General features: G+C 62.5%; 13 protein-coding genes. All 13 read left to right on the forward strand.

What is annotated here, in order from left to right:
- Nucleotides 1-47: 47 nt before the first annotated feature.
- Nucleotides 48-743, forward strand: a complete 696-nt coding sequence (locus X744_RS166760; RefSeq protein ID WP_023757139.1) for an NADH-ubiquinone dehydrogenase subunit — start codon at nt 48-50, stop codon at nt 741-743.
- Nucleotides 744-816: 73 nt separating this feature from the next.
- Entirely contained in the window at nt 817-2,727 is a 1,911-nt protein-coding gene (nuoG, locus tag X744_RS166755) for an NADH-quinone oxidoreductase subunit NuoG (RefSeq protein ID WP_023757140.1), read from the forward strand.
- Nucleotides 2,728-2,729: 2 nt separating this feature from the next.
- Nucleotides 2,730-3,773: an NADH-quinone oxidoreductase subunit NuoH gene (gene nuoH, locus X744_RS166750; RefSeq protein WP_023757141.1), complete on the forward strand. Its 1,044-nt coding sequence runs from the start codon at nt 2,730-2,732 to the stop codon at nt 3,771-3,773.
- Complete coding sequence (gene nuoI, locus X744_RS166745) at nt 3,773-4,264, forward strand: NADH-quinone oxidoreductase subunit NuoI (RefSeq protein WP_013531098.1); 492 nt, start codon at nt 3,773-3,775, stop codon at nt 4,262-4,264. The genes nuoH and nuoI overlap by 1 nt, the downstream gene beginning before the upstream one ends.
- Before the next feature lie 232 nt (nt 4,265-4,496).
- Nucleotides 4,497-5,117 carry an NADH-quinone oxidoreductase subunit J gene (locus X744_RS166740; protein WP_023757142.1) on the forward strand — a complete coding sequence of 207 codons (621 nt, stop codon included), beginning with the start codon at nt 4,497-4,499 and terminating at the stop codon, nt 5,115-5,117.
- 1 nt (nt 5,118) lies between these two features.
- A complete protein-coding gene (gene nuoK, locus X744_RS166735; RefSeq protein WP_019858930.1) occupies nt 5,119-5,427 on the forward strand; it encodes an NADH-quinone oxidoreductase subunit NuoK in 309 nt (102 codons plus the stop codon).
- 10 nt (nt 5,428-5,437) lie between these two features.
- The gene (gene nuoL / locus X744_RS166730; RefSeq protein ID WP_023757143.1) at nt 5,438-7,411 is read left to right on the forward strand and encodes an NADH-quinone oxidoreductase subunit L; all 1,974 of its coding nucleotides are present in this window, start codon (nt 5,438-5,440) and stop codon (nt 7,409-7,411) included.
- Nucleotides 7,411-8,916, forward strand: a complete 1,506-nt coding sequence (locus tag X744_RS166725; protein WP_023757144.1) for an NADH-quinone oxidoreductase subunit M — start codon at nt 7,411-7,413, stop codon at nt 8,914-8,916. The genes nuoL and X744_RS166725 overlap by 1 nt, the downstream gene beginning before the upstream one ends.
- An 18-nt stretch (nt 8,917-8,934) precedes the next feature.
- Nucleotides 8,935-10,371, forward strand: coding sequence for an NADH-quinone oxidoreductase subunit NuoN (gene nuoN / locus X744_RS166720; RefSeq protein WP_023757145.1), 1,437 nt, complete (start codon nt 8,935-8,937; stop codon nt 10,369-10,371).
- Nucleotides 10,372-11,176: 805 nt separating this feature from the next.
- Nucleotides 11,177-11,302, forward strand: a complete 126-nt coding sequence (locus X744_RS1000000174905) for a hypothetical protein (RefSeq protein ID WP_245266388.1) — start codon at nt 11,177-11,179, stop codon at nt 11,300-11,302.
- A gap of 118 nt (nt 11,303-11,420) precedes the next feature.
- Nucleotides 11,421-13,091 carry a ribonuclease J gene (locus X744_RS166715; RefSeq protein ID WP_023757146.1) on the forward strand — a complete coding sequence of 557 codons (1,671 nt, stop codon included), beginning with the start codon at nt 11,421-11,423 and terminating at the stop codon, nt 13,089-13,091.
- 108 nt (nt 13,092-13,199) lie between these two features.
- Nucleotides 13,200-13,604, forward strand: a complete 405-nt coding sequence (mce, locus tag X744_RS166710) for a methylmalonyl-CoA epimerase (protein WP_023757147.1) — start codon at nt 13,200-13,202, stop codon at nt 13,602-13,604.
- Complete coding sequence (locus tag X744_RS166705; protein WP_023757148.1) at nt 13,601-13,885, forward strand: DUF1467 family protein; 285 nt, start codon at nt 13,601-13,603, stop codon at nt 13,883-13,885. The genes mce and X744_RS166705 overlap by 4 nt, the downstream gene beginning before the upstream one ends.
- Nucleotides 13,886-14,070 lie beyond the last annotated feature (185 nt).

Raw genomic sequence — 14,070 nt, forward strand, 5'->3', positions numbered from 1 at the left:
TCTGAGACAACCGGGGCGGGCGAACGAAGAAACGACCAGGAGAATCTATGGCGCCGTATTCGACACCCAATCCACTGATGCCCAATTTGGACCAGCTCGAGAAGATGAACCAGGACCTGACCAGGATGATGCCGAAGGAGATGGCCAGTGCCATCAACCTTCTCGTGCACCCCGTGGCGGGTGCGGCGGCGATGTCGGCGCTTGGCCTCGGGTTCGCCAATCACGCGTTCGGCGTCTGGCTGGGCGCGCTTTCGGGGGCGGCTGAGGCCTCGCAACGGCTGCTGCAGCCGATCGTCGATGATTTCGAGGCGCGCGTCGCGCAGTTCGACGATCCGAGCCCGTCCTCCACCAGGGCGCGCGCGACGGCGAAAACCATGATTGCCGAAGCGCAGTCCTTTGCCCAGGAAGTCACGGACATTGCCGCGAAGGAAGCCGCCACTGCAGTGCCGGCGGCGAATGCCGTCCCGGCGGCCGGCGACGCCGCCGATGTGCTGATGCCAGAGGATTTCAGACAGCCCAAGGCGATGGAAAAGCCGGCAGAACCGGCGGATCTCAAGGCCATATCGGGTATCGGTCCCAAGCTGGAAAAGGTTCTCAACGGCCTGGGCATCTGGACGTATGCCCAGATCGCGGCATGGACGCCGCAAGAGGTTGCCTGGGTCGAGGACTATCTGTCGCTCGGCGGCCGTATCGGTCGCGACGAGTGGACGGCCCAAGCGGCGGCGCTCGCCGTCACGAAGTGAATGAAATGCCCGGTGTGGTCTCGACCACGCCCGGAAAAAGAGATTGCGGGAACTCCGCAGGGGTTTGAGGCGAATGGCAAAGCTCAAGGTCGACGGGAAAGAGATCACTGTACCCGACCACTACACGCTGCTGCAGGCGGCGGAAGACGCTGGCGCGGAAGTGCCGCGCTTCTGNAGGGAAGGCGTGATGGAGTTCCTGCTGATCAACCATCCTTTGGATTGCCCGATCTGCGACCAGGGCGGCGAATGCGACCTGCAGGACCAGGCGATGGCCTTCGGCGTCGATTCCTCGCGCTATCATGAAAACAAGCGCGCGGTCGAAGACAAGTATATCGGGCCTCTGGTCAAGACGGTGATGAACCGCTGCATCCATTGCACGCGCTGCGTCCGCTTCACCACGGAAGTCGCCGGCATCTCCGAACTCGGCCTGATCGGCCGTGGCGAGGACGCCGAGATCACCACCTATCTCGAAAGCGCGATGACCTCGGAGCTGCAGGGCAATGTCATCGACCTGTGTCCGGTCGGCGCGCTGACCTCGAAACCCTTCGCCTTCCAGGCGCGGCCGTGGGAACTGACCAAGACCGAATCCATCGACGTGATGGACGCGGTCGGCTCGGCGATCCGCGTCGACAGCCGGGGCCGCGAAGTGATGCGCATCCTGCCGCGCGTCAACGAAGCGGTGAACGAGGAGTGGATTTCCGACAAGACCCGCTTCATCTGGGACGGCCTGCGCACGCAGCGCCTCGACCGCCCCTATGTGCGCAAGGACGGCAAGCTGGTTCCGGCAAGCTGGGCCGAGGCGTTCGCCGCGATCAAGGACGAGGTGTCGAAGACCGCTCCCGAGAAAATCGGCGCCATTTCAGGCGATCTCGCCGCGGTCGAGGAAATCTACGCGCTGAAGCTGCTGATGGCCTCGCTCGGTTCAAGAAATATCGACTGCCGCCAGGACGGTGCCGCCCTCGATCCGGCGCTTGGCCGTGCGAGCTATATCTTCAACCCGACCATTGAAGGCATCGAGCAGGCCGATGCGGTGCTGATCATCGGCGCCAACCCGCGCTACGAAGCCTCGGTGCTCAACGCCCGCATCCGCAAGCGCTGGCGGATCGGCAATTTGCCGGTCGGTGTCGTCGGCGATGTCGGCGACACGCGCTATGACTACGAACAGCTGGGCGCCGGCCCGGATTCGCTGAAGGATCTGGCGGACGGCAACGGCAAGTTCTTCCAGGTGCTTAAGAAGGCGACACGTCCGCTTGTTATCGTCGGCCAGGGCGCGCTGGCGCGCGCCGATGGCGCGGCCGTGCTCGGCCAGGCGGCAAAACTAGCCGCCGCTGTGAACGCTGCTCGCGCGGACTGGAACGGCTTTGCCGTACTGCACAATGCGGCCGGACGTGTCGGCGGCCTCGATCTCGGCTTCGTGCCGGGCGAGGGCGGCAAGAATGTTGCCGGCATGCTGGGCGACATGGAGCTGCTGTTCCTGCTCGGCGCCGACGAGATCGACATGGCCAAGACCGGCGGCGCCTTCGTCGTCTATATCGGCACGCATGGCGACCAGGGCGCACACCGCGCCAATGTCATCCTGCCGGCTGCCGCCTATACCGAAAAGTCGGCCACCTATGTCAACACCGAGGGCCGCGTGCAGCAGACCAACCGCGCCGGCTTCGCGCCGGGCGAAGCGCGCGAGGACTGGGCGATCCTGCGGGCCCTGTCGGATGTACTGGGCAAGAAACTGTCGTTCGATTCGCTGCCGCAACTGCGCGCAAAACTCTACGGAGAATACCCGCACCTGGCCCGCATCGATCAGGTCGCGGCCGGCAATGCCGAGGACATCGCCAAAGTGGCCAAGCTCGGCGGGCGCCTGAACAAGGGCACCTTCACCTCGCCGGTCAAGGATTTCTACCTGACCAACCCGATCGCGCGGGCATCGGCCGTGATGGCGGAATGCTCGGCGCTGGCCAAGAGCGGCTTCAAGCAGGCGGCGGAATAAGCATGGACACTTTCTTCTCCTTCTACGTGCTGCCGGCGCTGCTGATCCTGTTGAAGTCGGTCGTGCTGATCGTCGTGCTTTTGATCTTCGTCGCCTACATCCTCTACGCCGATCGCAAGATCTGGGCGGCGGTGCAATTGCGCCGCGGCCCGAACGTCGTCGGCCCCTGGGGCACGCTGCAGGCCTTCGCCGATCTGCTGAAATTCGTCTTCAAGGAACCGGTGATCCCGTCCGGCGCCAACAAGGGCGTCTTCCTGCTGGCGCCGCTGGTCTCGGCCGTGCTGGCGATCTCGGCCTGGGCGGTCATCCCGGTCAGCCAGGGCTGGGCGATCGCCAACGTCAATGTCGGCATCCTCTATGTCTTCGCCATTTCCTCGCTCGAGGTCTATGGCGTGATCATGGGCGGCTGGGCGTCCAACTCGAAATATCCGTTCCTCGGCGCGCTGCGTTCGGCCGCGCAGATGGTGTCCTACGAAGTCTCGATCGGCTTCGTCATCGTCACCGTGCTGCTCACTGCCGGCTCGCTCAACCTGTCCGAAATCGTGCTGTCGCAGCATGACGGGCTTGGTACGCGGCTTGGCCTGCCCAACACCTTCCTCGATTGGAACTGGCTGGCACTGTTCCCCATGTTCATCATCTTCTTTATCTCGGCACTGGCCGAGACGAACCGTCCGCCTTTCGACCTGGTGGAAGCCGAATCGGAACTGGTCGCCGGGCACATGGTCGAGTACTCGTCGACGCCGTTCCTGCTGTTCTTCCTCGGCGAGTATGTCGCCATCGTACTGATGTGCGCGCTGGCCACCATCCTGTTCCTCGGCGGCTGGCTGCCGCCCTTCGATTTCGCGCCGTTCACCTGGGTGCCGGGCGTCATCTGGTTCGTGCTGAAGGTCTGCTTCGTGTTCTTCGGCATTTCCATGGTGAAGGCCTTCGTGCCGCGCTATCGCTACGACCAGCTGATGCGGCTTGGCTGGAAGGTGTTCCTGCCTATCTCGCTGTTCATGGTGGTCGCCACCGCCGCCGTCCTCAAGATCACGGGGTTTGCGTGATGTCCGCTCTTTCCCAAGCCGCAAAATCGCTGCTGCTGCAGGATTTCGTCAGCGCCTTCTTCCTGTCGATGCGCCAGTTCTTCGCGCCGAAGGAGACGATCAACTATCCGCACGAGAAGGGGCCCACCAGCCCGCGCTTCCGGGGCGAGCACGCGTTGCGCCGCTATCCCAATGGCGAGGAACGCTGCATTGCCTGCAAATTGTGCGAGGCCATCTGCCCGGCTCAGGCGATCACCATCGAGGCCGGGCCGCGCCGCAATGACGGCACGCGCCGCACGGTGCGTTACGACATCGACATGGTGAAGTGCATCTATTGCGGCTTCTGCCAGGAAGCCTGCCCGGTCGATGCCATCGTCGAGGGGCCGAATTTCGAATTCGCGACGGAGACGCGCGAGGAACTCTACTACGACAAGGACAGGCTGTTGGCGAATGGCGACCGTTGGGAGCGCGAACTGGCGCGCAACATCTCGCTGGACTCGCCGTACCGCTGATATTTGACGCATTGACGGGGCGAGGCCTCGGCCAGAGGATGATCCCGAAAAGTTGCAGACTTTTCGGACCTGATCATCCTCAGGAATTTTGAGTGGCGCATGTTTCTTTCGCTCGGGTCTTTCAACCCGATCGGAACATGGGCTAGGAACACGCAACTTGCCGACCGGAGGCGGTGGCAAAGATCGAAACAGGACGAGCGTCCTGTTCGGACAGGAACCTGGGGGAACCCCAATGCTGAGTGGACTAGAGGCGGCCTTTTTCTACCTCTTCGCCTTTGTCGCGGTGGCGTCGGCGTTCATGGTCATTTCGTCACGCAACCCCGTGCATTCGGTGCTGTTCCTGATACTGACCTTCTTCAACGCTGCCGGCCTGTTCATGCTGACCGGGGCCGAGTTCCTGGCGATGATCCTGCTCGTCGTCTATGTCGGCGCGGTCATGGTACTTTTCCTGTTCGTCGTCATGATGCTCGACGTCGATTTTGCCGAGATGAAGGAAGGCGCCCTGCAATACGCGCCGATCGGCGCGCTGGTCGGGCTGATCCTGGCAGCGGAGCTGATCGTCGTGCTCGGCGGCTATACATTCGCGCCGCAGCTCGCCTCGACGGTCTCGAAGCCGATCCCGGATCTCGCGGCGCGGACAAATACGGCCGCACTCGGCGACATCCTCTATACCGACTACCTCTATTACTTCCAGATTTCGGGCCTCATCCTGCTGGTCGCCATGATCGGGGCCATCGTACTGACGCTGCGCCACAAACCGGGGATCAAGCGGCAGTCGATCGCAGCCCAGGTCGGCCGCACGCCGGCGACGGGCATGGAAATCCGCAAGGTCAAGACAGGCGAGGGGCTCTGAGATGGTTGTCGGCATCGCGCATTACCTGACCGTATCGGCGATCCTGTTCACGCTCGGCGTGTTCGGCATCTTCCTGAACCGCAAGAACGTCATCGTCATCCTGATGTCGGTCGAGCTGATCCTTCTTGCGGTGAACATCAATTTCGTCGCCTTTTCGGCTGCACTTGGCGATCTGGTCGGCCAGGTGTTCGCGCTGTTCGTGCTGACGGTGGCGGCGGCCGAGGCCGCCATCGGACTTGCCATTCTCGTCGTCTTCTTCCGCAACCGCGGCTCGATCGCGGTCGAAGACGTGAACATGATGAAGGGTTGACGGAACCACCATGTATCAGGCCATCGTCTTCCTTCCGCTGCTCGGCTTCCTGATCGTCGGCCTGTTCGGCACGTCGCTCGGCGCCAAGGCGTCCGAATACATCACCTCCGGCTTCCTGGTGATCGCGGCCGTGCTGTCGTGGATCGCGTTCTTCACCGTCGGTTTCGGCCATAGCGAGGTGTTCACCGTGCCCGTGCTGCGCTGGATCCAGTCGGGCGGACTGGAAGCGTCCTGGGCGCTGCGGATCGACACGCTGACGGTGGTGATGCTGGTGGTGGTCAACACCGTGTCGGCGCTGGTCCACATCTACTCGATCGGCTACATGCACCACGATCCGAACCGCCCGCGCTTCTTCGCCTATCTGTCGCTGTTCACCTTCGCCATGCTGATGCTGGTGACGGCGGACAATCTGGTGCAGATGTTCTTCGGCTGGGAAGGGGTCGGTCTCGCCTCCTACCTGCTGATCGGCTTCTGGTACAAGAAGCCGTCGGCCAATGCCGCGGCGATCAAGGCCTTCGTCGTCAACCGCGTCGGCGATTTCGGCTTTGCGCTCGGCATCTTCGGCTTGTTCGTGCTGTTCGGCTCGGTCAATCTCGGCACTATCTTCGCCAATGCGGCTACGTTCGTTCCGGCCGAAGGCGCGCCACAAGGCGCCGCCGTGCTGACCTTCCTTGGCTATGCGCTGGACAAGCAGGCGGCCATGACGATCGTCTGCCTGCTCTTGTTCATGGGTGCCATGGGCAAGTCGGCGCAGGTGCCGCTGCACACCTGGCTGCCGGACGCCATGGAAGGCCCGACGCCGGTTTCCGCACTGATCCATGCCGCCACCATGGTGACGGCCGGCGTATTCATGCTGGCGCGCCTGTCGCCGCTTTTCGAACTGTCGCATTCGGCACTGATGGTTGTCACCTTCATCGGCGCCTTCACCGCCTTTTTCGCGGCGACGGTCGGCCTTGTGCAGAACGACATCAAGCGCGTCATCGCCTATTCGACCTGTTCGCAGCTCGGCTACATGTTCGTGGCGCTCGGCGTCGGCGCCTATGGCGCGGCGATCTTCCACCTGTTCACGCATGCCTTCTTCAAGGCACTGCTGTTCCTCGGCTCCGGCTCCGTCATTCACGCCGTTTCCGACGAGCAGGACATGCGCAGGATGGGCGGCTTGCGGACGCTGATCCCGACCACTTACTGGATGATGGTGATCGGCACGCTGGCCCTGACTGGCGTCGGCATTCCGGTGACGGTCATCGGCACCGCCGGCTTCTTCTCCAAGGACGCTATCATCGAGAGCGCCTTTGCCAGCCACAACCCGGTCGCCGGCATGGCCTTCATCCTTCTGGTCATCGCCGCCTGTTTCACCTCCTTCTACTCCTGGCGGCTGATCTTCATGACCTTCCACGGCCAGCCGCGGGCGAGCCATGAGGTGATGCACCACGTCCATGAATCGCCGCCGGTGATGCTGGTGCCGCTGTTCATCCTGGCCGCGGGCGCGCTGTTTGCCGGCATTATCTTCCACGGCGCCTTCATCGGTGAAGGCTATGCCGAGTTCTGGAAGGCGTCGCTGTTCACGCTGCCGGACAACCACATATTGCACGAGATCCACGAATTGCCGCTGTGGGTCGAACTGTCGCCGTTCATCGCCATGCTGATCGGCTTCGCGGTGGCCTGGAAGTTCTACATCCGCTCGCCGGAAATGCCCGTCAATCTGGTTGCCCACCATCGCGGGCTCTATGCCTTCCTGCTCAACAAATGGTATTTCGACGAGCTTTACGACTTCCTGTTCGTGCGGCCCGCCAAGCGCCTCGGCCATTTCCTGTGGAAGACCGGCGACGGCGCCGTCATTGACGGCCTCGGCCCGGATGGCATCTCGGCGCGGGTCGTCGATGTCACCAACCGCGTGGTCAAGCTGCAGACCGGCTATCTCTACCACTATGCCTTCGCCATGCTGATCGGCGTTGCCGCACTCGTCACCTGGATGATGCTCTGATGACCGCCTGGCCAATCCTCTCGCTGGTCACCTTCCTGCCGCTGGTTGGTGTGCTGCTCATCCTGTTCATCAACGATGACAGTGAAAACGCGCGCCGCAACATCCGCGCGATCGCTCTGTTGACGACGACGTTCACGTTCGTCATCTCGCTGTTGATCTGGACCGGTTTCGACAATTCGCAGTCCGGCTTCCAGTTCGTCGAGAAAGTTGCCTGGCTCGACTCCGGCATTTCCTACCATATGGGCGTCGACGGCATCTCGATGCTGTTCGTCATCCTGACGACCTTCCTGATGCCGCTCTGCATCCTGGCGTCGTGGGAATCGATCGAGAAGCGCGTCAAAGCCTACATGATCGCCTTCCTGCTGCTCGAAACGCTGATGATCGGCGTGTTCTGCGCGCTCGATATCGTGCTGTTCTACGTCTTCTTCGAAGCCGGCCTGATCCCGATGTTCATCATCATCGGCGTCTGGGGCGGCAAGCGGCGCGTCTATGCGTCGTTCAAGTTCTTCCTCTACACGCTGGCCGGCTCGGTGCTGATGCTGCTCGCCATCATGGCGATGTTCTACCAGTCCGGCACGACCGACATCCCCACTCTGTTGACGCACAATTTCCCGGCCAACATGCAGACATGGCTATGGCTCGCCTTCTTCGCCTCTTTCGCGGTGAAGATGCCGATGTGGCCGGTGCATACCTGGCTGCCGGACGCGCACGTCGAGGCACCGACGGCGGGGTCGGTCATCCTGGCAGCTATCCTCTTGAAGATGGGCGGTTACGGGTTCCTGCGTTTCTCCTTGCCGATGTTCCCGCTGGCGTCCGAGATGTTCGCGCCGCTGGTCTTCGTGCTCTCCGTCGTCGCCATCATCTACACTTCGCTGGTGGCGCTGATGCAGGAGGACATGAAGAAGCTGATCGCCTATTCGTCGGTCGCCCATATGGGCTTCGTCACCATGGGCATCTTCGCCATGAACCAGGAAGGCGTGCAGGGTGCCATCTTCCAGATGCTCAGCCACGGCCTCGTCTCCGGCGCGCTGTTCCTGTGCGTCGGCGTTATCTACGACCGCATGCACACGCGCGAGATCGACGCCTATGGCGGCCTGGTCAACAACATGCCGAAATACGCCGCCGTGTTCATGATCTTCACCATGGCCAATGTCGGCCTGCCCGGCACCAGCGGCTTCGTCGGCGAGTTCCTGACCATGCTCGGCGTGTTCCGGGTCAACACCTGGGTGGCGTTCTTCGCCGCCACCGGCGTCATCCTGTCGGCCGCCTACGCGCTCTGGCTCTATCGCCGGGTGATCTTCGGCGCGCTGACCAAGGACAGCCTGAAAAACCTGCTGGATCTGTCGCCGCGCGAGAAGCTGATCATCTACCCGCTGGTCATGCTGGTCATCTTCTTCGGCGTCTATCCCGCACCCGTCTTCGACGCGACGGCTGAATCGGTCAAGTCGCTCGTCACCAATGTCACTGCATCCATCGGCGCCGCGCAGACCGCGGCGGCGAACTGACCAGAGGTTTTGCGAAACATGACGCCGGACCTTCTCTCCAGCCTGTCGCTCTCGACGCCAGAGTTGATCCTTGCCGTCGGCGCCCTGGCGCTGCTGATGGTCGGGGCCTATTCGCGCGCCAACACAGCCAACACGGTGACTGGCATTGCCGTCGCCGTGCTGGTGATCGCCGGAGCCTGGCTGATCTTCCAAACCGGGCAGGGCAGCGCCTACGGCAATGCATTCATCCAGGATACCTTCGCCCACTTCATGAAAGTGCTGGCGCTGGTCGGCTCGGCGGTGACGCTGGTTATGTCGATGCGCTTTGCCAAGGCGGAACGGTTCGACAAGTTCGAATATCCGGTGCTGATCCTGCTCTGCACGCTCGGCATGATGCTGATGATCTCCGCCAACGGCATGATCGGCCTCTATCTCGGCCTCGAACTGCAGTCGTTGGCGATCTATGTGCTGTGCGCGATCAATCGTGACAATCTGCGCTCGACCGAGGCCGGCCTCAAATATTTCGTCCTCGGGGCGCTGTCGTCGGGCATGCTGCTCTATGGCATCAGCCTGGTCTACGGCTACACCGGCAACACCGGCTTCCAGGAGATCGCAACGGCACTGGGCAGCGGCGAGCGCCAGCTCGGCCTCGTCTTCGGTCTCGTCTTCGTGCTGGCCGGCCTTGCCTTCAAGATCTCGGCGGTGCCGTTCCACATGTGGACGCCCGACGTCTATGAGGGCGCCCCGACGCCGGTGACGGCCTTCCTGGCGGCGGCACCGAAGATGGCGGCGATGGCGCTGATCGTGCGCGTCACCATGGGCGCGTTCAAGCCGATCGCCGCCGACTGGCAGCAGATCATCGTCTTCATCTCGATCGCGTCGATGGCGCTCGGCGCTTTCGCCGCGATTGGCCAGACCAACATCAAGCGGCTGATGGCTTATTCCTCGATCGGCCATATGGGCTACGCGCTGGTCGGCCTTGCCGCCAACAGCCAGGCCGGCGTGCGCGGCGTCGCCATCTATATGCTGATCTATCTGGTGATGACGCTCGGCACCTTCGCCTTCATTCTCGCCATGCGGCGCAAGGAAGGCAATGTCGAGCAGATCAGCGATCTGGCCGGCCTGTCGTCGACCAACCCGATCATGGCGACGATCCTGACCATCCTGATGTTCTCGCTCGCCGGCATTCCGCCGCTCGCCGGCTTCTGGGGGAAATGGTACGTCTTCCTCGCCGCCATCAATGCCAATCTCTACGCGCTGGCGATCATCGGCGTGCTGGCCTCTGTCGTGGGCGCCTATTATTATCTGCGCATCATCAAGATCATGTGGTTCGACGAACCTGTCGGCGGTTTCGTGCCGATGGCGAGCGAATTGCGTGTCGTGCTCGGCGTCTCCGGCGCCTTCGTGCTGTTCTATGTGCTGATCGGCGGACCGATCGGCACCTATGCCGAAGCCGCCGCCAAGACGTTTTTCTAGACGGCATGGCGTTTCGGCTGGCTCCAACCTCGGCGTCGGAAGGGTTCCGGCTCGAGGCGCATGACAGCGTCGGCTCCACCAATGCGCTGGCGCTGGACCACGCAAGGGCGGGTGACCCGGGCAGGCTGTGGGTTGTTTCCAAGAAACAGGAAAGCGGGCGTGGACGACGTGGCCGCGTCTGGTCGACCCCCGAAGGCAATCTGGCGGCGACGCTGCTCGTCATCACCAATGCCGAGCTTCGCCTTGCCGCGACGCTGGGTTTCGTCGCCGGGCTGGCGCTGGCCGATGCGCTCGACGCCGTGGTGCCGAAGGGCCGGATTGCCATCGGCCTCGACGGCGGCAGTGAGGGAAAGAACCGTTTCGAGCTGAAATGGCCGAATGACGTGCTTGCCTCCGGCGCCAAGCTGGCCGGCATCCTGCTGGAATCGGCGATCCTGGAAGGCGGCCGTTTCGCGGTGGCGGTCGGCATCGGCGTGAATGTGGTGGCATACCCTGAGGATTTGCCCTATCCGGCAACATCATTGCGCGCGCTGGGCGCGACATGCGATGCGGAAACACTGTTCCTGGCGCTGTCGGATGCCTGGAGCGAGAATGCCCGGTTGTGGGACGGGGGGCGCGGANGGAGTTCAGACGTGTGCTCTTCCGATCTGATGCGGAAACACTGTTCCTGGCGCTGTCGGATGCCTGGAGCGAGAATGCCCGGTTGTGGGACGGGGGGCGCGGACTTGCGGCCGTCAGGCGACGCTGGTTGGCTCGCGCGGCGGGGCTCGGTGGGCAGGTTGCTGTCAGAATTGACGGTAATGTCGTGCGTGGGATCTTTGAAACCATTGACGAGGACTGCCGTTTCGTGATCCGCGACGATGAAGGTTCTGTTCTGACGATTGCCGCCGGCGACGTGCATTTCGGCGCGGTCGCGTCTGCCCGCGTCTAGGGTCGTTCGCTAGCGGCTCTAAGTGTTTGTTTTCATGCAATTCCTGTGGGAAAATCGTTAGACACTTTTCCTGGAATTGCTTTATGGACTTGGTCTGAGGACCAGGAAGGAAAAAATCATGGCGAAAGCGGAAAACGCCGACCTTGTCTTCGTGCCGCTCGGCGGCGTTGGCGAGATCGGCATGAACTTCGCTCTTTACGGCTACGGTCCGCCGAGCGCGCGCGAGTGGATCGTTATCGATGTCGGTGTGACCTTCCCCGATGCCACCCTCCCCGGGGTCGACCTCGTGCTGCCAGATACGCGCTTTATCGAGGAGAACCTCGCCAATCTGCGCGGCATCGTCATCACCCATGCGCATGAAGACCATTATGGCGCGCTGCTCGACACCTGGCCGAAGCTGAAGGCGCCGGTGTGGATGACGCCGTTCAGCGCCGGCTTGCTCGAAGCCAAGCGGCAAGGCGAGCAGGGGGCTCCGAAAATACCGGTGACGATCTACAGAGCAGGTGAGAAATTCACCGTCGGTCCGTTCGAGATCGAGGCCATTCCGGTCGCGCACTCTATTCCCGAGCCGATGTCGCTGGCGATCACCTCGCCGGCCGGCACCGTCATCCACACCGGTGACTGGAAGATCGATCCGGAGCCGACGATCGGGCCGAAGACCGACGAGGCGCGTTTCCGCGCCTATGGCGACAAGGGCGTTCTGGCGCTGATCTGCGATTCGACCAACGCGCTGCGGGAAGGCGAGTCGCCGTCGGAAGTCGCGGTCGGCGAAGGACTGAAAGGTGTTATCCAGTCTGCCAAGGGCCGTGTTGCCGTCACCACATTTTCCTCCAATGTCGGCCGCATCGTCTCCATCGCCAGGGCGGCGCGCGATGCCGGCCGCCAGTGCCTGGTGCTCGGCCGCTCGCTGAAGCGGGTGATCGATGTCGCCGGCGAACTCGGCTATATGGACGGGCTGCCGGAATTCATCGCCGAGGAGGATTTCGGTTTCATCCCGCGCGAAAACCTCGTCATCATCTGCACCGGCAGCCAGGGCGAGCCACTTGCCGCATTGGCCAAGCTATCGCGCGACGAGATGAAATCGGTATCATTTACAGCCGGCGACACGGTGGTGTTTTCCTCGCGCACCATTCCAGGCAACGAGAAGGCGATCCTCGAGATCAAGAACCGCCTCATCGACCTCGGCATCAAGATCATCGAGGACGGCGACGCGCTGGTGCATGTCTCCGGCCATCCGCGGCGCAGCGAATTGCGCAAGATGTACGAATGGGTTCGACCGCAGATCGGCGTTCCCGTGCATGGCGAAGCGGCGCATCTTGTGGGGCAGGGGTCGCTGATGTCGACTTCGGGCATCGGCCAGGTGGGGCAGGTGCGCGACGGCGACATGCTCAGGCTTGCTCCCGGTCCCGCCACCATCATCGACCAGGTGCCGTTCGGCCGCATCTACAAGGATGGCAGGCTGATCGGCACCGATCAGGCGATGGGCATCCGCGACCGGCGCAAGCTATCGTTTGCCGGCCATGTCGCGGTCAATGTCGTGCTCGACGACAAATATGAGCTTGCCGGCGATCCCGACCTGGTCGCCATCGGCGTCGCCGAGGCCGACGGCCGTGGCGAGACGCTGGAGGACCTGATGATCGATGCGGCAATCGGCGCTGTGGACTCGATCCCCCGTCAGCGCCGAAAAGACCTCGACCTTGTGCAGGAAGCGGTCCGGCGCGCCGTGCGCGGCGCAGCCAACGAAGCCTGGGGCAAGAAGCCGCTGGTGACGGTGTTTGTGACGAGATGAGGGAGTAGGCAGTAGGCATTAGGCAGCAGAGGAAAAATGACAAAGATGCAGATCTATCACCATTCCCTACTGCCTACTGCCTACTGCCTATTGCCCTGAGGAAAACCTATGCTCGAACGCCTGAACCATGTCGCGCTTGTCGTGCCGGATCTGGCTGCTGCCGTCGCCGCCTATCGCAACACGCTTGGCGCTGAAGTGACGGAGCCGCAGGCGCTGCCGGAGCATGGCGTCACGGTGGTGTTCGTCAATGTCGGCAACACCAAGATCGAGCTTCTGGAGCCGTTGGGCGAGGGGTCGCCGATCGCTGCCTTCCTGGAGAAGAACCCTTCCGGCGGCATGCATCATCTTTGCTATGAGGTCGACGACATCCTGGCCGCGCGTGACCGTCTCAAGGCTGCCGGCGCCCGTGTGCTCGGCGACGGCAACCCGAAAACCGGCGCGCACGGCAAGCCGGTGCTGTTCCTGCATCCGAAGGATTTCTTCGGCACGCTGATCGAACTGGAGCAATCATGAGCTGGGTTTCGTTCACCGCCCTTTTTTTCGCGACCTGGTGGGTGGTGCTGTTTGCCGTGCTGCCGTTCAGTGTGAAGACGCAGGATGACGATCATGATGTGACGCTGGGCACGGTTCCGAGCGCGCCGCGCGGTCCCCATATGCTGCGCGCCGTGATCCGCACCACCCTCGCCACGGCCGTCCTCATAGGCATTTTTTATGGCCTGACGCATGGGTTGGGATATAGCCTCAACGACATCCCGCACATCGTGCCGGAATTCAACCAAACCCCAACCAAATAAACCGCCCCGCAAGGGCGTTTTTACCAGTTGGAATCCTGCGCGTTCCGAACAGGAATGCCGTGCCGTTTGCGGCTGCGCGAGTGCTGCCGCAAGGTAAGGTAGTTTGGCAACTCGTTGCGCTAAGCGGGTGATTGCACAAAAAAAATGCAAGGCACAAGGCCTTGCAATTTAAACGCGTCCGATCT

The organism is Mesorhizobium sp. LNHC252B00 (assembly GCF_000502955.1).
In the GTDB taxonomy this organism is placed as follows: Bacteria; Pseudomonadota; Alphaproteobacteria; order Rhizobiales; family Rhizobiaceae; genus Mesorhizobium.